Origin of the sequence: Acinetobacter sp. 479375 (assembly GCF_000581715.1) — a bacterium.
Classification (GTDB): Bacteria; Pseudomonadota; Gammaproteobacteria; order Pseudomonadales; family Moraxellaceae; genus Acinetobacter; species Acinetobacter ursingii.
This window is the reverse complement of record NZ_JEZN01000002.1, coordinates 234,701-256,273: the sequence shown is the minus strand read 5'-3', so window position 1 is coordinate 256,273 and position 21,573 is coordinate 234,701. Positions and strand designations below refer to the sequence as shown.

General features: G+C 42.2%; 18 protein-coding genes and 3 tRNA genes. 12 read left to right on the top strand and 9 right to left on the bottom strand.

The window, feature by feature from the left end; genetic code table 11:
* Positions 1-67: 67 nt before the first annotated feature.
* The 9 genes from hisIE to J500_RS03500 all read left to right on the top strand — a co-directional run bounded on the left by hisIE (position 68) and on the right by J500_RS03500 (position 10,327).
* The gene (hisIE, locus tag J500_RS03540) at positions 68-838 is read left to right on the top strand and encodes a bifunctional phosphoribosyl-AMP cyclohydrolase/phosphoribosyl-ATP diphosphatase HisIE (RefSeq protein ID WP_004994229.1); all 771 of its coding nucleotides are present in this window, start codon (positions 68-70) and stop codon (positions 836-838) included.
* A 9-nt stretch (positions 839-847) separates the two neighbouring features.
* A complete protein-coding gene (locus J500_RS03535; RefSeq protein ID WP_004994232.1) occupies positions 848-2,353 on the top strand; it encodes a UvrD-helicase domain-containing protein in 1,506 nt (501 codons plus the stop codon).
* Positions 2,354-2,381: 28 nt separating this feature from the next.
* Entirely contained in the window at positions 2,382-3,752 is a 1,371-nt protein-coding gene (locus tag J500_RS03530; RefSeq protein WP_004994234.1) for an AAA family ATPase, read from the top strand.
* Positions 3,753-4,077: 325 nt separating this feature from the next.
* Complete coding sequence (locus tag J500_RS03525) at positions 4,078-6,927, top strand: monovalent cation/H+ antiporter subunit A (RefSeq protein ID WP_004994236.1); 2,850 nt, start codon at positions 4,078-4,080, stop codon at positions 6,925-6,927.
* Complete coding sequence (locus tag J500_RS03520; protein ID WP_004991641.1) at positions 6,924-7,292, top strand: Na+/H+ antiporter subunit C; 369 nt, start codon at positions 6,924-6,926, stop codon at positions 7,290-7,292. Before J500_RS03525 ends, J500_RS03520 begins: the two co-directional genes overlap by 4 nt.
* Entirely contained in the window at positions 7,292-9,100 is a 1,809-nt protein-coding gene (locus tag J500_RS03515) for a monovalent cation/H+ antiporter subunit D (RefSeq protein WP_004994239.1), read from the top strand. The genes J500_RS03520 and J500_RS03515 overlap by 1 nt, the downstream gene beginning before the upstream one ends.
* A 3-nt stretch (positions 9,101-9,103) precedes the next feature.
* A complete protein-coding gene (locus J500_RS03510; RefSeq protein ID WP_004991643.1) occupies positions 9,104-9,634 on the top strand; it encodes a Na+/H+ antiporter subunit E in 531 nt (176 codons plus the stop codon).
* A complete protein-coding gene (locus J500_RS03505; protein WP_004991646.1) occupies positions 9,631-9,906 on the top strand; it encodes a monovalent cation/H+ antiporter subunit F in 276 nt (91 codons plus the stop codon). Before J500_RS03510 ends, J500_RS03505 begins: the two co-directional genes overlap by 4 nt.
* A gap of 10 nt (positions 9,907-9,916) precedes the next feature.
* Complete coding sequence (locus tag J500_RS03500; protein WP_004994242.1) at positions 9,917-10,327, top strand: Na+/H+ antiporter subunit G; 411 nt, start codon at positions 9,917-9,919, stop codon at positions 10,325-10,327.
* Positions 10,328-10,380: 53 nt separating this feature from the next.
* Here the strand turns inward: J500_RS03500 and J500_RS03495 are convergent, their stop codons facing one another.
* The 9 genes from J500_RS03495 to tpiA all read right to left on the bottom strand — a co-directional run bounded on the left by J500_RS03495 (position 10,381) and on the right by tpiA (position 17,379).
* Positions 10,381-10,788, bottom strand: coding sequence for a ribosome-binding factor A (locus J500_RS03495; protein WP_004991652.1), 408 nt, complete (start codon positions 10,786-10,788; stop codon positions 10,381-10,383).
* Positions 10,788-13,502 carry a translation initiation factor IF-2 gene (gene infB / locus J500_RS03490; protein WP_004994248.1) on the bottom strand — a complete coding sequence of 905 codons (2,715 nt, stop codon included), beginning with the start codon at positions 13,500-13,502 and terminating at the stop codon, positions 10,788-10,790. The genes J500_RS03495 and infB overlap by 1 nt, the downstream gene beginning before the upstream one ends.
* 10 nt (positions 13,503-13,512) lie before the next feature.
* Positions 13,513-14,997, bottom strand: a complete 1,485-nt coding sequence (gene nusA / locus J500_RS03485) for a transcription termination factor NusA (protein ID WP_004994250.1) — start codon at positions 14,995-14,997, stop codon at positions 13,513-13,515.
* Between the two features lie 35 nt (positions 14,998-15,032).
* Positions 15,033-15,557, bottom strand: a complete 525-nt coding sequence (rimP, locus tag J500_RS03480) for a ribosome maturation factor RimP (RefSeq protein WP_004991666.1) — start codon at positions 15,555-15,557, stop codon at positions 15,033-15,035.
* Between the two features lie 219 nt (positions 15,558-15,776).
* A tRNA-Met gene (locus J500_RS03475) sits at positions 15,777-15,853 on the bottom strand.
* A 131-nt stretch (positions 15,854-15,984) separates the two neighbouring features.
* A tRNA-Met gene (locus tag J500_RS03470) sits at positions 15,985-16,061 on the bottom strand.
* Between the two features lie 40 nt (positions 16,062-16,101).
* Positions 16,102-16,186 (bottom strand) — tRNA-Leu (locus tag J500_RS03465).
* 56 nt (positions 16,187-16,242) lie between these two features.
* On the bottom strand, positions 16,243-16,572 hold the full coding sequence (gene secG / locus J500_RS03460) for a preprotein translocase subunit SecG (protein ID WP_004991669.1): 330 nt from the start codon (positions 16,570-16,572) through the stop codon (positions 16,243-16,245).
* Positions 16,573-16,581: 9 nt separating this feature from the next.
* Positions 16,582-17,379 carry a triose-phosphate isomerase gene (tpiA, locus tag J500_RS03455; protein ID WP_004994252.1) on the bottom strand — a complete coding sequence of 266 codons (798 nt, stop codon included), beginning with the start codon at positions 17,377-17,379 and terminating at the stop codon, positions 16,582-16,584.
* Positions 17,380-17,732: 353 nt separating this feature from the next.
* Between tpiA and pilB the strand changes: the two genes are divergently transcribed.
* Genes pilB through J500_RS17825 form a run of 3 tightly spaced genes read left to right on the top strand, consistent with a single transcriptional unit; the run spans position 17,733 to position 21,571 of the window.
* Positions 17,733-19,454 (top strand): type IV-A pilus assembly ATPase PilB, encoded by a 1,722-nt coding sequence (gene pilB / locus J500_RS03450; protein WP_004994254.1) that lies wholly within the window; start codon positions 17,733-17,735, stop codon positions 19,452-19,454.
* Between the two features lie 30 nt (positions 19,455-19,484).
* Entirely contained in the window at positions 19,485-20,711 is a 1,227-nt protein-coding gene (locus tag J500_RS03445; RefSeq protein ID WP_004994255.1) for a type II secretion system F family protein, read from the top strand.
* On the top strand, positions 20,711-21,571 hold the full coding sequence (locus J500_RS17825; RefSeq protein WP_004994264.1) for a prepilin peptidase: 861 nt from the start codon (positions 20,711-20,713) through the stop codon (positions 21,569-21,571). Before J500_RS03445 ends, J500_RS17825 begins: the two co-directional genes overlap by 1 nt.
* The last annotated feature ends 2 nt before the right edge of the window (positions 21,572-21,573 follow it).

Below are 21,573 nucleotides of genomic sequence, written 5' to 3'. Positions count from 1 at the left end.
GTACACTATAGGGTGCGATGAATAACCGCAAATGAACTTATTTAATCCATAATTCTGGTGAATCTTTATGAACAACGTGCAATGGCTCGATGAAGTAAAATTTAACGAACAAGGTCTTATTCCAGCCATCGCACAACATCATCTAACCGGCCGTATTTTGATGGTGGCTTGGATGAATCGTGAATCACTTGCTCTAACCGCAGAAAAACAACAAGCGGTTTATTTCTCACGTTCTCGTCAAAAACTTTGGCACAAAGGCGAAGAGTCAGGTCATTTCCAAACCGTGTATGAAATTCGTCTGGACTGTGATGGCGATGTGATCGTGTTGCAAGTGGAACAGCATGGTGGAATCGCTTGTCATACAGGTCGAGAATCGTGTTTTTATCGTAAGCTCACATCGCAAGGTTGGGAAATTGTCGATGCGCAACTGAAAGATCCGACAGCCATTTATGGTGCCTCTGCTAAAGATGCGCATGAACATACAGCACCACAAGAACAAATTGATGTTTTGGCGCATTTGGGACAATTGATGCAACAACGCAAACAAGCGGATGCTGATAGTTCCTATGTTGCAAGTCTGTATAAAAAGGGCTTGAATAAAATTTTGGAAAAAGTCGGCGAAGAAAGCGTTGAAACCATTATCGCCGCGAAAGATTATGCCGTTCAGCCGACACAGGAACATTTAAATGATCTGATTTATGAAACTGCCGATTTGTGGTTCCATAGTATCGTCATGCTCGGTCATTTTGATCTCGATCCCAAACTGGTATTGGAGGAATTGGCACGTCGTCAGGGACTCTCAGGTCTGGTTGAAAAAGCCAATCGTACGCAAGGATAATTATTGACTGTGTCTAATTTTGAGAAACCCAAAGCGACGTATGAACAGGCAACAGCTATCGATAATGCGCGTCTGGGCGAATCTTTTAAAGTTATCGCGTATGCAGGCACAGGTAAGACCACCACATTACAATTGATTAGTGATGCCATGCCTCAGCGGCGTGGTATGTATCTGGCATTTAATAAAGCCATTGCCAGTGAAGCACAGCAGAAATTTCATCGTAACGTTGACTGTCGTACTTTTCACTCTTTAGCCTTTCGTAGTGTTCCACGTGGCGTCACCGATAAATTACGACTACCGCGATTGAGTCCTAGCTTTATGGCTAAAGATTATCGCTTGGAACCTGTGACCCTGCGCCGTATGATGGGCGGACGTTATGAAAAATATGTATTGATGCCCAGCCGTCTGGCCAGTTTAGTCGCCAATGCCGTCAGTTATTTTTGCTCGACCAGTTCGCAATACCCCGCGCCACGTCATATTCAAGCGCCCAGTTGGCTACATCCTGATGATATTGAAAGCCTGCAAAAACATCTCTATCCCGCAGTGGAACGACGTTGGCTAGAATCGATTGATCAAAATCATCAGGCAGGAATTGGGCATGATATTTACCTGAAACTGTGGGCACTCTCTGAACCGAATATTCCAGCGGATTATGTATTGTTTGATGAAGCACAGGATGCCGATCCATTGATGCTCGGGATACTGCTTAGACAACGTAGCACACAAGTGATTTATGTCGGTGATGCACATCAGCAAATTTATGCTTGGCGCGGTGCAGTCAATGCCATGCAGCAACTACCACTGCCCGAATCACGCTTGACCACCTCATTTCGTTTTGGTGAACAAATCGCCGATATTGCCAACTATTTATTAAGTGGTTTGGATGAAACAGTTCCCTTATTAGGAAATCCAAGTCTCACCTCAAAAGTCGTCAATAAACCCCATACCAAACAACGCGATGCCATTCTTTGTCGTACTAATGCCCGTGCAATGGAACTACTACTGGCAGGTCTGGTACATGGCGATAAAGTCAGTTTGCAAGCCGATCATAATAAACTCAATCGTTTTGTCGATGCTGCAAGTCTATTAAAACAAGGCAAACGCGTAACCGATGTGCCAGAACTAGCTTGGTTTAATTCATGGCATGATGTGCATGAATATTGTGAAACCAACGATGGTAGTGATATTAAACCACTGGTGAAACTGGTCGATGATCATGGTACGGATCCTTTAAAACGTGCATTGGCAAAAATCACGCCTATTGAGCAAGCAGATTATGTGATTTCCACTGCGCATAAAGCCAAAGGTCTGGAATGGGATCGGGTGCATCTGGAAGATGATTATCATTTTAAAATCAATGGATTGGAACATAAAATAAGTGATGAAGAACTGAGACTGCTTTACGTAGCCTGTACACGTGCTAAAGTAAGTTTAAATATTCATCATATTTATGACCTTGTTCAGCAGCTCAAACTGCAAGCACCGCAAAGTTTACGCAAATCCTTAGCGGTCTAAAACATCGCGTTCCAACTCTGGTGGGCATATGAAACTTGAATCTATTCGTCTTAAACATACAGGCTTGTTTAGTAATTTACAGGTTCAATTTCTTTATCCACATAAACCCATCACCCTCATTTTAGGTGAACAGGCGACAGGTAAAACCACGCTCCTTAAACACATTTACCAAGCCTTGAGCTGGTTTCCAGCACGATTAAAAGATAGTCGTACGGCGGGGGTGGTCATGCTAGATCAGGATATTTTAAATTCAAGAATCCAATCCAGAATAGAGCTGAGTGTTAAAATTCCAACCGAAATCGGACAACTTCCAGAAGGCAGTCAATCTCAGGAAAGTGATGCCTCAATCTGTACATGGAAACTTTATAAAACCCTGAATAGTCAGGGAATTGGCATCAGTCAGGCAGAAACACAACAACTGGAAGAATTAACGGCTCTATATCAAAAAGCCATTAAACAGGATCCTTTACAAGGTCTACCTTGTATTGCCTACTATCCATCTGACCGATTTATTAATGAAATCAATTTACTCAGTAAAAATATTCCTGCGGTATTTCAGGCTTCTTCCGCCTATGATGTCGCGGCAATTCCATTTACCACCTTTGCCCGTTTCTTTGAGTGGTTCCGCGAAATCAGTGATATCGAAAATGCTCAAAGTGCACAGTTGCTACAGCATATTTTAGATAAATTTAATGCGCAGAGTTTGCAACATCTGGAACAGGAAATTTTTCAGACACATGCGCAACTCAACTCTCCCAATTTGCAGGCATTAAAAAGCAGTCTAAATACTGTTTTCCCTGATATTACCGATATTTATCTACAATATCAGCCGAAACTTCAGCTGATGCTCAGCTATCAAGGACAAAATCTAAGCTATCAACAACTTTCCAACTCCATGAAAACATGGATTGCATTGGTAGGAGATATTGTACGTCGCTTATGCTTGCTGAATCCTTTAAGTCTTTATCCCTGTCTTGAAGGTGAAGGAATTGTACTGATTGATCAGATCGATACCCAACTCGATCAAACTTTATGTCGTGAGATCCTGCCGCGTTTACATCAGGCTTTTCCACGTTTACAACTGATCGTGACTGGAAATCGTGAAGAATTGCTTGAACATGCATTTGATTATCAATGTCTGCGTTTGTCCAATAAGCAAATTTCACCCTTAGTGCTCGAAAATACCCATGATCTCTATGACCATGTTTACCAAAATTTATTTAATCATTCTTCAGAACCTGATTTGAATGATCTAAGTCCGACACTTGCCAATGAACCCGATGTAGATCAGCTGCTTGAATTATTAGCGCATTTAACTGATGCACAAAAACAAGAGATTCTGCAATATTTGCAATCAGATACCAAGCATTTAAATGAATCAAGATTGTCCGAAAAATAAAGGGTTTCATAATTTAGACATCAAATCATTTTTCATGTTATGATTGAAAATAACTATCAATACACTTGAGAGCGCGTGTTCTGATCACATCTTTAAGTGATTGATATTTTGTTATTTTAGTGTAAAAACAGTTAACAGATGCAGGGTTAGCGCTGTATACTTTTTCACACGTATTTTTTGTTTCTTGCAAGTCGCGCAATACAACTTGTTTTTTCTTTTTACCTACATTTATGGTTTTCAGGTGTCAAACTTTTGGAATTCTCTTTGAGTTCCTTTACATCCTGAAAAATAAGATTCACGCTTAGGTTCCGACCTAAATCACCACATGGATACGAGTGTGCTACCGATTATTATCTTGCTACCGTTAATATTAGGCACCACCCTTGTTGCATTGCTACAGCGTTTTTCGCGGGAAGCAACGGCTTTAGGGGCAATTGCAGTCAGCTTGACCTGTTTTGGGTTATTGCTGACTGAGGCAAAACAGATTTTTGCTGGTGCGGCCATTTTACAAAGCTGGGACTGGTTACCACAGCTTGGACTGAATTTAAGCTTTCGTCTGGATGCACTTGGACTCTTGTTTAGCCTACTGATTACAGGCATTGGCACCCTCATTTATATTTATGCTTATTATTATTTAAGCCCTCGTAACTCTCTTGCCAAACTCTATATGCTGCTCATGGTTTTCATGACAGCCATGCTCGGAATTTCACTCTCCAATAATTTAATCTTGCTCTTGGTGTTTTGGGAATTAACCAGTATTTCATCTTTTTTACTGGTGGGCTATTGGAGCCATTACGAGGCCGCACAACGTGGTTCTCGAATGGCACTGACCATTACAGGCATGGGCGGTCTAGCCATGCTAGGTGGTTTTATTTTGATTGGGCAAATTACTGGAACCTATCAGATTGATCAACTGGTCAATATGAAAGAGATGATCCAGTCTCATGCCTTATTTGTTCCTGCACTACTTTTAATTTTACTGGGTGCATTTACCAAAAGTGCACAGTTTCCTTTTCATTTTTGGCTTCCCAATGCCATGGCAGCGCCAACGCCTGTATCGGCTTATTTGCATTCCGCCACCATGGTCAAAGCAGGGATTTTTTTACTCGCTCGTCTTGCTCCAATTTTCATTGGTGCCGCGCTTTATCACAATATTGTCACTTTTGTCGGTTTATTTACGCTTTGTATGGCGGCTTTTTTCGCCATTTTCAAAGAAGACCTCAAAGGCTTATTGGCGTATTCGACCATTAGCCATCTTGGTTTAATCGTATGCCTATTGGGGATTGGCTCTCCCCTTGCTGTTGCCGCAGCTGTTTTCCATATTATTAACCATGCCACATTTAAAGCGGCGCTGTTTATGATTGCAGGCATTGTTGATCATGAAACAGGAACCCGAGATTTACGCAAACTCAGTGGCATTTGGCAACTACTGCCTTTTACTGCCACTCTGACCATGATTACGGCGGCATCGATGGCGGGTGTTCCGTTGACCAATGGCTTTATTTCCAAAGAAATGTTCTTCACAGAATTAGTTTCAAGCCTGAATGGTAGTGCATTAATTTTCTCGACGATTGTGGCCACACTGGCAGGCATTTTTGCAGTTAGTTATTCATTACGCATGGTGCATGGCGTATTTTTCGATGGTCCCGTCGGTAAGAAAGTTCCCAACAAGGATGCGCACGAACCCGCTTGGGGAATGCGTCTTCCTGCAACGTTACTCGCCATACTTTGTATTTTAGTGGGCATTATTCCTGCCTTACTGGTTGAAAATATAGTCAATGGTGCAACCCGTGCCAGTCTGGCCATGCCTGAGTTTGCAGGCGTACATCTGGCGATTTGGCATGGTTTCAATTTACCTCTCATCATGAGTCTGATTGCCTTAATCGGTGGCACAGTTTTCTATTTCGCTCTCGCGAAAGATGGACGTATTCGCCATATCGATCTTGACCCTTATTTGGGGAATTTTCAGGGCAGAATTTTATTTGATAAATTTTTAAAATATTTGTTGTTGGGCAGCCGTAAAATTAAACGCAGTACTGAAACAGGTTCTTTACAACTTTATTTATTCTTAATCGTACTGTTCAGCATCGCTATAGTCTCAATTCCTTTATTTAATCAAGGTTTGAGCACAGGATCACGTGAACTGACTCATGCGCCGATGATCGCCATTGTGTTATGGCTGATTTTATTCTCAGCCTGCTGGATGATGCTCTGGTTTCATCATGAGCGAATTAAAGCCGTGTTGATTAGCGGTGCAATTGGCCTAGTCGTGACCATGATCTTTATTGGATTCTCTGCACCTGATTTGGCGTTGACGCAAATTACCGTCGATGTTGTGACCACTGTTTTATTGCTGATGAGTTTATCTTTACTGCCACAACTCACCCCCTATGAATCCAGACGCTCCAGACGTTGGCGTGATGCGATGATTGCCATTATCGGTGGTTTAGGTATTGGCTGGATTGCGTGGTTAATATTGACTCGTGATCACAACTCTTTGTCATGGTTCTTTATGCAGCAATCGCTACCTTTAGGCGGCGGCTCCAATGTAGTGAATGTGATTCTGGTCGATTTTCGTGGTTTTGATACTTTTGGGGAAATTACCGTTTTGGGGATTGCGGCTATTGGTGCGCTATGTCTCATGGATGGTATGCGGATTCATGGTACCAGTGTGACGCAAGGTCTCACCTATCGTTTTAATCCATCACCCTTAATGTTACGAACCACAGCCTCATGGGTGTTGCCAATTGCCTTAGTAGTCAGTCTGTATATTTTCTTGCGCGGACATAATTATCCGGGTGGTGGCTTTATCGCAGGTCTAGTAACCTCGATGGCACTGATTATTCAGTATATTGCACAAGGTCAAGATCAAGCTGAACAGATGCTAAAAGCCAAGTCAGGACGTTTATATGAGCTCTGGATTGGGATTGGTTTGCTCATTGCAGGTCTGTCAGGCATGGCTGCGTGGTATTGGTCACGTCCTTTCTTAACCAGTGCACACATCTATGTCGATATTCCAGTGATAGGAAAAGCACATCTTGCCTCAGCAGCACTGTTTGATGTCGGGGTGTATGTCACGGTGGTAGGTGCAACCATGCTGTTAATTTCGGTACTTGGTGATTCACGTCATTCATCCATGTCTGGCCCTGTTCCACGTGAAGGAGATACGTCATGATTAGTCTGGAGTTCCTACTTGCTTCCGCGATTGGCCTACTTGTTGCGTCGGGAATCTATTTAATTTTACGTGCCAGAACTTTTCCCGTGGTACTGGGGCTTGCCATGATTGGCTATGCAGTCAATCTGTTTTTATTTGCAATGGGACGCATTCAGATGAATGCACCTGCGATTTTGACCGAAACGGTTAAAACGACCGATCCTTTGCCACAAGCTTTAGTCTTAACAGCGATTGTCATTGGTTTCGCCACAACAGCATTTATCGTACAGCTTGCAATTCGTAGTCGTTATGAATCAGGTACAGATCATGTGGATTCCAAAGAAGACCCAGCCCTAAACTATGACCCGCGTGAGGATGAACCTTGATGATTGACTTTATCAATTTCTGGAACATGCACGCACCTATTTTTAGTATTCTGATTCCTGCGTTTACTGCTTTTATTCTCATCATTTTAGGCAATCCCGGTTATGGTGCTTTAGAAACTGATCGTCGACAACCGTGGCGCAGAGCCATCAGTCTCATTTCTGTTTTATTGGGTCTTGCCACCGCAATCAGTTATTTTTTTATTGCCCATACAGGTCAAATTACGGTTTATCAACTGGGTGAATGGTCTGCGCCGTTTGGCATTGTATTAGTACTCGATCAACTTTCTGCTTTTATGCTGCTCTTAACCTATGTACTGGCCGTTCCTGTACTCTGGTTTGCGAGCAAGGAATGGGATACCCGCGGTCGTTATTTCCATGCCATGTTTCATTTTCTACTCATGGGAATCTGCGGTGCCTTTTTAACTGGTGATTTATTTAACCTATTTGTATTCTTTGAAGTGTTATTGATGGCTTCCTATGTGTTGCTACTACATACACAAGGTAAAGCGCGTTTCCAACTCGGCATTCATTACGTCACTATCAATTTACTGGCTTCAGCGATTTTTTTGATCGGTCTGGGTATGATTTATGGCAGTGTGGGTAGTCTCAACATGGCTGATGTATCACGCCTATTGCCGACACTTGAGCCTGACCAACACAAACTCGCGATTGCAGGTGGGATGTTGTTATTTGTAGTCTTCGGCATCAAAGCTGCAATCTTGCCTGTGGGTTTATGGTTACCCAAAACCTATGCTGTTGCTACCACACCTGTTGCTGCTATTTTTACCATCATGACCAAAGTCGGTATTTACGCGATCTTAAGGGTAAATGGCACCGTCTTTGATGATGTATTGGCGCAGAATATTTTAAAACATTGGCTGTTGATCATTGGCTTAGTCACTTCGTTATATGGCGTGATTGGGGCAATTGGGGCAGATCGTTTACGCCGCTTCGTCGGTTTTATGGTGCTGTCATCCATCGGGACAATCATCATTGCAATTTCCATGTTCAATACCCAAGCATGGGCCGCCGCATTATATTATTTAGTCCATAGCACCCTGATAGCCGCTGCGTTTTATCTACTCTGTGGCTGGATCACCTCACAACGTGGCAGTTTCAAGGATCATCTCAAAGTTGCGCCAAGAATGAAACAGGGCAAAACTGTAGCGATGGTTTATTTTATTATTGCCATGATGATGGCAGGTTTACCTCCCTTTAGTGGTTTTCTCGGTAAAGTTTTTATTTTACAAGCGACCCATGATCAATCTTATCAGGCATGGATGATTGCGATTATTCTGATTGTCAGTTTGCTGAGTATTATAGCCTTAACCCGCGTTGGTTTTGTTTTATTCTGGCGCTCAACTGCACCAGAGGAGAATGAAAAAGAACCTGCTTTTATTGCCTATCAAAAATTACCTGATCATGCCCCTGCCCGTAACGATTTGACTATTTATGCACTCCTAACAGGCTTAATAATTTATGTTATTTGTGCACCTTCGATCTATTCTTATAGCTTAAGTACAGCCGCACAAATTCAGGATCATGCCCTTTATACAAATTCTATTTTGAGCAAAGATCGTTTTGGGCAGGTGATTAGTGTGCAACCTTATGATCCAAGCTATGTGCCTGAAACTAAATACGGCGGTGAAACGATTGATCCATATGCGCATTATATCCCTGATGTCATATCTGATGATACGCTAGAAGGCGAGCACATTTCAGAATATAAGAAACGTCAAATTGAGCAAGAACAAAAGGATCAAGATATCGTACCAAATGAAAGCCAACTCAAACCGATGGAGCCTTAAAAAATGAAAAAAAAGAGTGCTTTACTGGAACGCTGGTTTCCTCATCCGTTGGTTTCTGTCATTGTGGGTTTGAGCTGGATCATGCTGGCACATAGCGTTTCAGCTGACAACATTCTGATTGCCGTTATTCTGGCAATTCTGATTCCACGTTTGGTACAGCCCTTTATTACCCGTACCCCGCACATTCACTGGAGACAAGCGATTCATCTGTTTTTTGTGGTGCTTTGGGATATTGTTGTTTCCAATATTCGTGTCGCCAAATTGGTACTCGGGCCTACAGATCGGTTACACCCTAAATGGTATCGTGTACCTTTGGAAACCCAACATGAACAGGTCAATAGTATCTTGGCGATGATTATTACCACCACACCCGGTACAGTGTCTGCGGGCATCGATCAGGAACGTGGCGATATTTTGGTTCATTCACTCAGTACTGATAATGAAGAAATGGATATTCAGGACATCAAGTCTCGTTATGAAGCGCCATTGATGGCTATTTTTGATGTAAAAGCTGATAAAGGAGGAGAAGCATGATCATCTTACCTTACGCTTTGGGCATTTGTATGGTCGCCATTACCATTTCAATGTTTCTCTGTCTGATTCGACTTGTAATCGGCCCATCAATTGTAGATCGATTGCTGGCCTTAGATACTCTATTTCTCAATGCGACCTGTTTGGTCGTCGTTTTGGGGATTTACTGGACCAGTACCAATTTATTTGAAGGGGCGCTTTTGATCGCCATGCTCGGTTTTGTATCCACCGCAGCGTTGGCACGTTATTTCACTACGGGTCATGTGATCGATTAAGGAGATGCTCATGCAATTGATTATGGAAATTCTAGTTTCATTCTTTCTGTTGGTCGGTGCATTCTTCATGTTAGTCGGTGGCATCGGTATGATTCGACTTCCAGACTTATTTATGCGCCTACATGCGCCGACGAAATCCAGTACACTCGGTTTGGGTAGCTTCTTGTTGGCCTCCATTATTTATTCAGCATTTCATGGGCGGTTTGGTTTTTCAGAATTGTTAATTACCTTGCTGGCGTTTATCACTGCACCAGTTTCAGCAAATTTGATGGCACAAGCTGCATTGCATTTACGTTTACGTTCCATGAGTGGTGAAGTCCCCGAAGCCCTCAATCGTCCTTTACCGTGGGATCGTTATTCTTTTTTAAATCGTAGAAGAAATAGCACGCTGGACTCTAATTCAGAGCCACCGAAAGAGTGAAATTTAAGATCATAAAAATGCCACCCGAAGGTGGCATTTTTATGTATTCAGATTTACTGCTCTGAATCATCTTCTTTTTTATGCTCAGGCAAATCCTGTACTGCTTTTTCAATCAGACCAAACATATAGTTGCCATAGGCATTGGTCTTGTCATAATGAAAACGCAAACGCGGTGTAATACGCGTTTTAATACGACGACTTAACTCCTGACGCAAAAATCCAGACGCTTTATTTAAAATATCTAGCGTTTCCTGATGAGCGATTTCATTTTGGTCATCTGCCAGTTCACGTCCCATCACAGTGACATAAACATCTGCGTATCCCAAATCTGGACTCACCTTAACGCCTGAGATGGTCACCAGACCACCCAGACGCGGATCTTTCAACTCTTGACGGATTAACTCTGACAACTCACGTTGTACCGAATCCGCCATGCGTTTCAAGCGTTGTCCACCCGCCATTAAAGACTCCGTTTCACCATTTGAACATCATACACTTCGATCTTATCGAGTGGTTTGATGTCATTATAACCTTTAACCGCAAGACCACATTCCATGCCTGCGCGAACTTCATCTACTACATCTTTATAGCGACGTAACGATTCAAGCTCACCCTGGAAGACCACCACGTCATCACGAAGGACACGGATTGGTTTGTTACGGTGAATGACACCTTCCATCACCATACAACCCGCAGCGGCACCGAACTTACTAGAACGGAACACTTCACGAACCTGAGCCACACCCAGAATCGTTTCACGATGTTCAGGAGCAAGCTTACCGCTCATCGCATTCTTCACATCATCAATCAATTCATAAATGATGCTGTAGTAACGAATGTCGATACCATCCTGATCGCTCTTTTGACGCGCAGTCGTATCAGCACGGACGTTAAATCCGAGTAATACTGCTTCTGATGATTCAGCCAGTGTGACATCAGATTCAGTGATTGCACCGACACCTGAACTAATCACACGTACTTTCACTTCTTCAGTTGAAAGCTCATCCAAAGCAACGGTCAAGGCTTCTAACGTACCGCGAACATCTGCTTTTAAGATGACATTGACTGCTGGTACATCTTTTTTGCCCATAGAGGCCATGATATTTTCAAGACGCATCGCACTTTGACGATCAATCCGTTTTTGACGCTCACGGTCTGCACGAGCATCTGCCACTTCACGTGCTTTTTTCTCGTCATTGACAACAAGAACTTCGTCACCTGCCATTGGCGCATCAGGTAAACCTAAAATTTCGACTGGAATGGATGGCCCTGCCGATTTAATTGGTTGACCATTTTCATCCGACATGGCACGTACACGACCATAAGATGAACCTGCAAGAACAAGATCACCAATATTCAATGTACCGTTTTGTACCAGAATCGAAGTCACTGCACCGCGACCTTTGTCAACACGTGCTTCGATCACGACACCCTGAGCAGCACCTTCGCTTGATGCTTTCAATTCCATCAATTCAGCTTGAATCAAGATTAAGTCAAGTAATTCATCAATGCCTTGACCCGAGTGTGCCGAAACCATCGCGACTGGAACATCACCGCCCCATTGTTCAGGTACGATCTGCTTGGTGGTTAATTCATTTAACACGCGATCTGGATCTGCTGATTCTTTATCCATCTTGTTAATGGCAACAATAATCGGTGTTCCCGCAGCGCGTGCATGGTCAATGGCTTCTGCTGTTTGTGGCATCACACCATCATCCGCCGCAACCACCAATACCACGATATCTGTCGCTTTAGCACCACGTGAACGCATCGCAGTAAATGCTGCGTGTCCTGGTGTATCAAGGAAAGTAATAATTCCTTTATCGGTCTCAACGTGATATGCACCAATATGCTGAGTAATACCACCCGCTTCGCCTGCTGCTACTTTAGAGCGACGGATACGATCCAGTAATGACGTCTTACCATGGTCAACGTGACCCATGATTGTGACGACTGGAGGACGAGTGGTTTGCTCACCACGTGCTTCTTCAGCAGCGACAAGTAAGTTATCTTCGGCTTGTGTATCAGAAACCAAAACAGGGTTATGTCCCATTTCCTCGACCACGAGTACCGCAGTATCTTGATCAATCGCTTGGTTTTGAGTCACAAGCTCACCCATTTTCATGAGCGTCTTGATCACTTCGCGGACTTTAATCGCCATCTTTTGTGCTAAATCAGCAACAACGATTTTTTCACCAATCTCAACATCATAAATTTGCTTTTTAACAGGTTTTTCAAAACCGTGTTTATTCGCCTGACTGGTTTTTAAGCCACGTTTATGATGGCTTTTGCTAAAACTTTGTTCAGCTTGTGCATCACCACCACGACCGCCTTTTTTACCCGCACGTGGATTTGCAGTAGCACCACCACGTTTGATTTCACGGTCTTCTTTATTGAAAGAATCTTCGTATGCTTGACCGACAAGTCCAGCAGCCAAAGGTGAATCATCAATCACACGAATGGTCGTCGTTGCATCATCATTTGAATATTTCGATGCCATTTGACGCATTTGCTCAAGTGTACGCTGTTGCGCTTCTTCAGCTGCTTTACGACGAACGGCTTCTTCCGTTGCTTTCAACTTCGCAGATTCAGCTTCACGCGCTTTTTTCTGTTCAGGCGTTTCTGTTGGTTTCACAACAATCGGCTTAATCGGCTTATTGGTTGAACGACGCTTCACCACAACTTCTGTGGTCGAAGTTTCCGCTTTAACTGTTTCTTTCTTCTGAGCAGCGCGCATTGCATCCAATGTGGCTTGCGCTTTGTTTTCAGCTTTTACTTGAGGCTGCTGCGCAGTTTGCTGGCTTACTTTTTCATCAGTACGCACTTTCGCTTCCGCATCAACACGCGCTTTCGCTTCTGCTGCAATCTGTTCAGGGTTAGGCTTGGTAAACGTATGTTTCTTACGAACTTCTACGTTAATCGTTTTTGCCTTACCTGAAGTACTCGCGACTTTCGCTGTACTGGTTGTTTTACGTTTCAACGTGATTTTTCCTGCGCCACTGGCATCCTGACCGTGTACCTTTTTCAAATGGTTCACAAGCGTATCTTGTTGCTCAGTGGTAATAGTGTCATTTGCGTTACGCTGTGGTAGACCTGCTTCACGAACCTGTTCTAGAAGCTTGTCGACAGGACGACCAACTGTTTGAGCCAAGTCTTGAATCGTTTTGTCTGTCATACGCTACTCCTTAGTTAAACCATGATTCGCGTGCTTTCATAATGAGCTGACCCGCTTTTTCATCACCAAGCCCTTCAATATCAGAGATATCGTCGGTTGCCTGATCGGCCAAATCATCGACTGTAATCACACCACGCGCTGCAAGGGCATAAGCAAGCTCCTGGGTCATTCCTTCCATTTCCAGAAGTTCTGCACTTGGTTCCTGAATATTTTCTTGCTGTTTTAATGCATCTGTTAATGCAGCTTCTTTTGCACGACTTTGTAATAACTCAACCAAATCTGCATCAAGTTCAATTTCGTCAAAAGTTTCAGCTGGTACATAGGCAATTTCTTCAAGTGAAGTGAAGCCCATTTCAACCAATGCCATTGCCAAATCTTCTTCAATATCCAGACGTTCTACAAACATATCCAGATATTGCTGTGCTTCATTTTGCTGACGTGCACGGTATTCATCTTCAAGCATCATGTCGAGTTTATAACCCGTCAATTCAGATGCCAAACGTACGTTTTGTCCTTGAGAACCAATCGCACGCGCCAATTGATCATTGGTTGCAAAAATGATATCAGCACTACGCGCATCTTCATCCAGTACAATTCCTGATACATCAGCAGGCTCTAAAGCACTGGCAATATATTGCGCCGGATCATCCGACCACACCACAACATCGATGCGCTCACCATTGAGTTCCGACTGCACTGCCTGAATACGCGTACCACGCATACCAATACAAGCACCGACTGGATCAATACGGTGATCATTGGTTTTTACAGCAATTTTAGCACGCACACCTGGCTGACGCGCTGCTGCCTTAATTTCGATGATTTCTTCAGAAATTTCTGGAATTTCCTTTTTCATCAAAGCAATCAGCATTTCAGGCTTAGCGCGTGATAACAATAATTGCGCACCACGACCTTCACGGTTGACATTATATAAAATCGCATTCATACGCTGTTTAGGACGAAGTAATTCTTTAGGAATCATTTCTTCACGTGCCAAATACGCTTCTGCATTATCACCCAAATCAATGATAAAACCGTCTTTGGTTTGCTTTTTCACTTCGCCATAGATCAATTCACCGACTTTGGCTTCATAGGCATCTGCCACCAAAGCACGTTCAGCTTCACGAATTTTCTGGACAATGACTTGCTTGGCAATCTGCGCTGCGATACGACCAAACTCGATCGATTCAACCTCAAGTTCACGAATATCGCCAATGGACCATTGTGCAGGATCTACATCAGAAATCGCATCCTGACAGGCTGGCATTTCATGATCTTCATCAGCAACGACTTCCCATTGACGGAAAGTACGATAATCGCCAGTCTTACGGTCAATTTCAACACGTAACTGTGCTTCTTCAGAGTGTGTGCCTTCGTAAAATTTCTTCTTCGTTGCAGCAACCAGTGCCTGTTCTAATGCTTCGAAGATCGCTTCACGACTAACACCTTTTTCATTACTAACCGTTTCAACAACGGTAAGAATTTCACGGCTCATAAGTCACCTACAGATTCTTATAAATTTAAATGAATTTAGTCCTGATAGATCAAATTTGCTTTATCAATATTATGACTATCAATTTCAAGCACATGGTTGCCTTCAACTTCCACTTGAATGACTTCATTTTCAAGATCAACGCTGAGCAATTTTGCCTGGAACTTACGACGATTTTCAACCGCAGTAATCAGTCGTAATGCAACTTGCTGCCCAAGATATGCAGGCATTTGTTCAAGCTGAAAAAACGGACGATCCCAACCTGGAGATGATACTTCAAGTGCATATTCACCAGAAATTGGATCATGAACATCTAACATTGCGCCGACTTGTTGGGTGACCAGCACACAGTCTTGTACACCAATTCCACGGCCCTGTTCCAGTTCACCCTCTTCATTGATGACTGGTTCAGCATTATCATCGATCGCTTTATCGATATAGATACGCAGTAAGGAACGCTTCCCTTGAGGAATAAATTCAATTCCCCATAGATCAACATTGCAGGCTTGCACTGCGGGTGCAATTAAATCATGCAGTGCTTGAGTTTTATTTGATAGCTTCATTTACTCTCGTCATTCTCGCGCGGTTCAATTGGCACATAGCCAATTCAGACTAATCTATAGTGAAGCATGACTATTTCACCTTTACGACATCTTATGTCTTGTGTCACCGCTACACGATAGCCAATAAAAAAGGGCGTTAAATCGCCCCTATATTTTACACAGAAAACTATAGCTCACTGTGCAAAAAGGCCCACCTATTTGTGAGCCCTCTTAGAAACTTGGTAGCGGGAGCTGGATTTGAACCAACGACCTTCGGGTTATGAGCCCGACGAGCTACCAGACTGCTCCATCCCGCATCAACGTGCAAACATTATATACAATTATTAGAAAAAGTCAATTTCAATAATTGCTGACTAAGTTGTTGCCCTTAGTCATTTAAAGATGTAATGAAGCTAAATTTAACAAGTTTCAATACACTTTAAAAAAGTGGTAGCGGGAGCTGGATTTGAACCAACGACCTTCGGGTTATGAGCCCGACGAGCTACCAGACTGCTCCATCCCGCATCAACATCACTGCGACACCAACTTTCTTTCTGGATCAAGTTGGTGCGGAAGGGGGGACTTGAACCCCCACGCCCGAAGGCACTACCACCTCAAGGTAGCGTGTCTACCAATTCCACCACCACCGCAGCTTGTGGGAGGCATTCTATTCGCTTCAATCGTAAAAAGAAAGCGTTAATTTGAATTATTGACTCGTTTTAGGTGCAGTTGGTGAAGTTTCAGGCGAAGTTGGTTGCTGAACTGGTGCAGTTTGTACAGATTGTAAGCTATAGGCTTCTGTGGTTTGTTTCTTGGCAAAAACCGCAAGAGTCAAACTGGTAATAAAAAACAAAGCCGTACAGATAGCCGTTAAACGCGTCAGAAAGTTACCCGAGCCTGAAGCACCAAATACTGTTGCCGCACCACCACCGCCAAATGAGGCACCTGCATCTGCACCTTTACCATGCTGAACCAACACCAGTGCAATAATCAGAATGGCGAGAATAATGTGTACCACCAGCACAAACGTATGCATGCTGAACTCCTATTGTTTTGATTGGGCAAATGCCTGAGCAATTTGATAAAACGATTGGGCATTAAGCGATGCACCGCCAACCAATGCACCATTAATATCTGGGCAAGCTGCCAACTCTACCGCATTCTCAGGTTTAACACTACCACCATATAACAAGGCAATCTGTGCACCATGTGCGGTAATCTGAGATAAACCTTCACGAATTTTGGCATGCATCGCTTGTGCATCTTGCGGTGAAGCAGTTTTACCCGTACCGATTGCCCAAATTGGCTCGTAAGCAATCACGATTTGTTTTAACCATTGTTCAGCATTTACAACACTGGCGATATCACAAATTTGCTGTAAAACCACTTGTTCTGCCAAGCCTTGTTCACGCTGTTCAAGGCTTTCACCCACACAGTAAATGACAGTCATACCTGCCTGAAGTGCATTGTGGAGTTTGGCTTTTAAAATTTCAACTGAATCACCCAACAGGTCACGACGTTCAGAGTGACCAATCAAGACGTATTGAATTTGGCTATCAACTAAAAGTTCAGCACTGACTTCACCCGTATAAGCTCCCATTCCTGCAAAACGGGAAATATCCTGTGCGACAGTATAAATGGCGCGTGGCGCTGCATTTAAAGCTTGAAAGGTACGATCCAATGCGATCGATGTAGGTGCAACTCCAATGTGGCAGGCATTTGCCTCTATTGGAGATTGTGCCAATAAATTGATAAGTTGTTGAATGAGTTGTGTGGCATCAGATTGTATTGGGTTCATTTTCCAATTGCCAACCACCCAAGGAATAATTGTCGAACCCGACATACTGCTACCCTTTTATCGAAAATGCTGCATATTCTACACGTATTTTAGACAAACTTAGAATGTTTTCTTTTAGTGAATTTTAGATTGCTTGTATAAAGCGTTTAAGGTAATTAAAATACAATTGGAAAAAATTATATTTAAAAAAATATTCAAATATTTCTTCACTAATCCCAACTACTTAAAAAAAATAGTCCATTCTGATAATTGTTAAACAAAAGATGCCTATAAAAGAATGATGAAGCCTAATCCGATTTAAGTGTTGAAGATTGTTTAATCAAGATAGTATACGTATAATTTCACAATAAACTTTTTTAAAAAATTCTTATACATTTGTAATTTTTGGGGTCCAGCTGATGGCAGATGATGAGCTAAAGTCAAAATATCCAACTTACCTGGATCGCTTAGTTGCGACTGGATTTCTGACAAAAGAACAGATCCATCGGATGTTTTATGAAATAAATAAAAATAACAAATTTATTGTTCAGTATCTTGTAGAGGCCTTTGATATAAAGCCATCAATTATTGCTGAAGCTATTTCTATTGAATATGAAGAACCCCTATTTGATCTTAATACATTTAATCTCTCTTTGATTCCTCATGGCATTATCGATGAAAAATTAATCACAAAGCATAAAATTTTACCTCTAAGCGTAAAAGACCACACCTTATATATTGCTGTTGTAGACCCCTCTCTTACTCAAGATTTAGATACAATTCGCTTTAATAGTAAGAAAAAACTAGAACTTGTGATCGTTGAACATGACAAATTGGAACGCGCACTTGAAGAGGTTTATGGTACAAACGCCCAGCTTGAATTTCTGAATAGTTTACATAATGAAGATAATGAAAATACTGAAGACATCTTAAGTGAGTTTAGCTTTGATATAAATGCAGACCATGAGAAAGACGACACTATTGTTGTTAAATATTTAAATAAAATGCTTTATGATGCAATTAAAATGCGGGCATCCGACCTTCATTTTGAACCTTATGCCAAAATCTATCGCGTTAGATATCGTATCGATGGTGTTTTACATGCAATTTCATTCCCACCATTAGTACTCGCACCGAGACTAACTGTTCGCCTAAAAATTATGGCGAAGATGGATATCTCAGAACGGCGCTCTCCACAAGATGGTCGTATAAAATTACCAGTCTCACAATTTAAATCTATCGATTTTCGTGTCAGCTCACTGCCTACATTATATGGTGAAAAATTAGTGCTACGTATTCTGGATGCTTCTAGCGCAACATTGGGTATTGATGCGCTTGGCTACGAGGAAGATCAAAAAGCATTATTTTTAGAAGCACTAAACAAGCCACAAGGTATGTTGCTAATTACAGGACCAACGGGTTCTGGTAAAACAGTTTCGTTATACACAGGCCTCAATATTCTTAATACTGAGAGTTCAAATATTTCCACAGCAGAAGATCCTGTGGAAATTAACCTTGAAGGTGTTAATCAGGTGAATGTTAACCCCAAGGTGGGCTTAACCTTTGCCGCTGCGCTAAAGTCTTTTTTACGTCAGGATCCTGACATTATCATGGTGGGTGAGATTCGTGATCTGGAAACAGCAGAAATCGCCATCAAGGCTGCGCAAACAGGTCACATGGTCATGTCTACGCTGCATACTAACAGTGCGCCAGAAACATTAACACGTTTACGCAATATGGGCGTGCCTTCATTTAATCTTGCAACGTCCGTGAACTTAGTAATTGCTCAACGATTGGCCCGACGTCTTTGTAGTAAATGTAAAGAGCCAATTCAGATCCCCAGAAATAGTTTGATCGAGATGGGGTTTACAGAGGAGGATCTATCTCACCCTAAACTCCGTATTTACCAACCTGTGGGATGTTCAGAATGCCGTGAAGGCTACAAAGGTCGTGTCGGGATTTACGAAGTCATGAAAGTCACACCTGAAATTTCGAGAATTATTATGGAAGATGGAAATGCAATACAAATTGCAGATGCATCGGAAAAACTGGGGTTTAATAATCTTCGTCGCTCAGGTCTTAAAAAGGTGATGCAAGGGATTACTTCTTTACAGGAAGTCAATCGTGTCACCAGTGAATAATATGAGACTTTAAAAATTAAGGATAAAACTATGGCAATTCAAAAAACACAAATGATGCCAACTTTTGCTTATGAAGGGGTTGATCGAAAGGGAGGAAAAATTGTAGGAGAATTATCCGCAAGAAATATAGCCCTCGCAAAAGTAACTTTGCGTAAGCAAGGTATCACCATTAAGACAATTCGCCAAAAACGTAAGAATATTTTAGAAGGGCTATTTAAGAAAAAAGTCACTACATTAGATATTACGATTTTCACGCGACAACTTGCGACCATGATGAAAGCAGGTGTTCCTTTAATTCTAAGTTTTGAAATTGTTGCTGAAGGCTTAGAAAACCCAGCGATGCGAGAAGTAGTAATTAACCTAAAACGTGAAGTTGAAGGAGGAAGTACTTTTGCAGATGCTTTACGCAAATATCCCCAATATTTTGATTCATTATTTTGTTCCTTAGTGGAATCTGGTGAAATATCTGGTGCGCTTGAAACCATGCTAGATCGTGTCGCGATCTACAAGGAAAAAAGTGAGCTTTTAAAACAAAAAATCAAAAAAGCCATGAAATACCCGATTACTGTCATTGTTGTTGCAGTGATTGTCACGATTATTTTGATGGTAAAAGTCGTCCCCGTCTTTCAGGATTTATTTAGCTCATTTGGCGCAGAACTTCCTGCTTTTACCCAGATGGTGGTGAATATGTCAAAATGGATGCAATCCTACTGGTTCATTATGATTATAGGAATTGGTGTCGTCATTGCTGTATTTTTAGAAACAAAGAAACGAAGTAAAAAATTTCGTAACGCCTTAGATAGAATGGCATTAAAACTGCCAATTTTTGGTGATTTAATCTATAAATCAATTATTGCACGTTATAGCCGCACCCTAGCAACGACTTTTGCCGCCGGTGTACCTTTAATTGATGCTCTAAAATCAACCGCTGGTGCCACCAATAATGTGATTTATGAAGATGCTGTTATGAAGATTCGTGAAGATGTTGCCACTGGACAACAACTACAATTTGCCATGAAAACATCCAACTTATTTCCTTCAATGGCTGTTCAAATGGTGGCTATTGGTGAAGAGTCTGGTGCATTGGATGCCATGCTCGACAAAGTTGCCACGCATTATGAAAATGAAGTCGACAATGCTGTAGACGGACTAACCTCCATGATGGAACCTTTGATCATGGCAATTCTCGGCGTACTAGTCGGCGGTCTGGTCATCGCCATGTATCTTCCAATTTTCCAGATGGGTTCAGTGGTTTAATGTCCGAAATTCTTAATTATTTTATCCAAACCCCAACTGCGCTTTATCTTGCAGTTGGGATTTTTAGCTTGTGCATTGGTAGTTTTTTAAATGTTGTGATTTACCGCACGCCAAAAATGATGGAACAGGACTGGCACACTGAGTGTCAAATGTTATTACATCCTGATCAAGCGATCATTGATCAAGATAAACTGACATTAAGTTCACCACCTTCAACCTGCCCCAAATGCCATAGCCGTATTCGTTGGTATCAAAATATTCCATTGCTCAGTTGGCTATTTTTAAAAGGTAGATGTAGCCATTGTCAAAATCCGATTAGCATCCGTTATCCTTTGGTTGAACTGCTCACGATGCTATGTTCACTGATGATCGTGGCTGTCTTTGGCCCGAGCTTTCAAATGCTGTTTGGTCTGGTTTTAACTTGGGCGCTTATTGCCCTCACGTTTATTGATTTTGATACTCAACTGTTGCCCGATCGTTTTACTCTGCCGCTAGCAGCATTAGGTCTAGGGGTTAATAGCTATAGTCTTTATGTCTCACCAACCGCCTCGATTTGGGGCTATCTGATTGGTTTTTTATGCCTGTGGATTGTCTATTATTTATTTAAAATCATCACAGGTAAAGAAGGGATGGGCTATGGCGATTTTAAGTTACTTGCTGCTCTCGGCGCATGGATGGGACCTTTGATGCTTCCACTGATTGTGCTACTTTCTTCACTGGTCGGTGCGATTATAGGGATTATTTTACTCAAAATTCGTAAAGAAAATCAGCCAATTGCCTTTGGCCCTTATATCGCCATTGCTGGATGGATCGCCTTTTTATGGGGTGAGCAAATTATGAAAGTTTATCTGGGAGGCTAATG

Coding starts and splice junctions, on each gene's coding strand:
- hisIE (WP_004994229.1), top strand. CDS start 68: ATGAACAACGTGCAATGGCTCGATGAAGTAAAATTTAACGAACAAGGT.
- J500_RS03530 (WP_004994234.1), top strand. CDS start 2,382: ATGAAACTTGAATCTATTCGTCTTAAACATACAGGCTTGTTTAGTAAT.
- J500_RS03525 (WP_004994236.1), top strand. CDS start 4,078: ATGGATACGAGTGTGCTACCGATTATTATCTTGCTACCGTTAATATTA.
- J500_RS03520 (WP_004991641.1), top strand. CDS start 6,924: ATGATTAGTCTGGAGTTCCTACTTGCTTCCGCGATTGGCCTACTTGTT.
- J500_RS03515 (WP_004994239.1), top strand. CDS start 7,292: ATGATTGACTTTATCAATTTCTGGAACATGCACGCACCTATTTTTAGT.
- J500_RS03510 (WP_004991643.1), top strand. CDS start 9,104: ATGAAAAAAAAGAGTGCTTTACTGGAACGCTGGTTTCCTCATCCGTTG.
- J500_RS03505 (WP_004991646.1), top strand. CDS start 9,631: ATGATCATCTTACCTTACGCTTTGGGCATTTGTATGGTCGCCATTACC.
- J500_RS03500 (WP_004994242.1), top strand. CDS start 9,917: ATGCAATTGATTATGGAAATTCTAGTTTCATTCTTTCTGTTGGTCGGT.
- J500_RS03495 (WP_004991652.1), bottom strand. CDS start 10,788: ATGGCGGGTGGACAACGCTTGAAACGCATGGCGGATTCGGTACAACGT.
- infB (WP_004994248.1), bottom strand. CDS start 13,502: ATGACAGACAAAACGATTCAAGACTTGGCTCAAACAGTTGGTCGTCCT.
- nusA (WP_004994250.1), bottom strand. CDS start 14,997: ATGAGCCGTGAAATTCTTACCGTTGTTGAAACGGTTAGTAATGAAAAA.
- rimP (WP_004991666.1), bottom strand. CDS start 15,557: ATGAAGCTATCAAATAAAACTCAAGCACTGCATGATTTAATTGCACCC.
- secG (WP_004991669.1), bottom strand. CDS start 16,572: ATGCATACGTTTGTGCTGGTGGTACACATTATTCTCGCCATTCTGATT.
- tpiA (WP_004994252.1), bottom strand. CDS start 17,379: ATGTCGGGTTCGACAATTATTCCTTGGGTGGTTGGCAATTGGAAAATG.
- pilB (WP_004994254.1), top strand. CDS start 17,733: ATGGCAGATGATGAGCTAAAGTCAAAATATCCAACTTACCTGGATCGC.
- J500_RS03445 (WP_004994255.1), top strand. CDS start 19,485: ATGGCAATTCAAAAAACACAAATGATGCCAACTTTTGCTTATGAAGGG.
- J500_RS17825 (WP_004994264.1), top strand. CDS start 20,711: ATGTCCGAAATTCTTAATTATTTTATCCAAACCCCAACTGCGCTTTAT.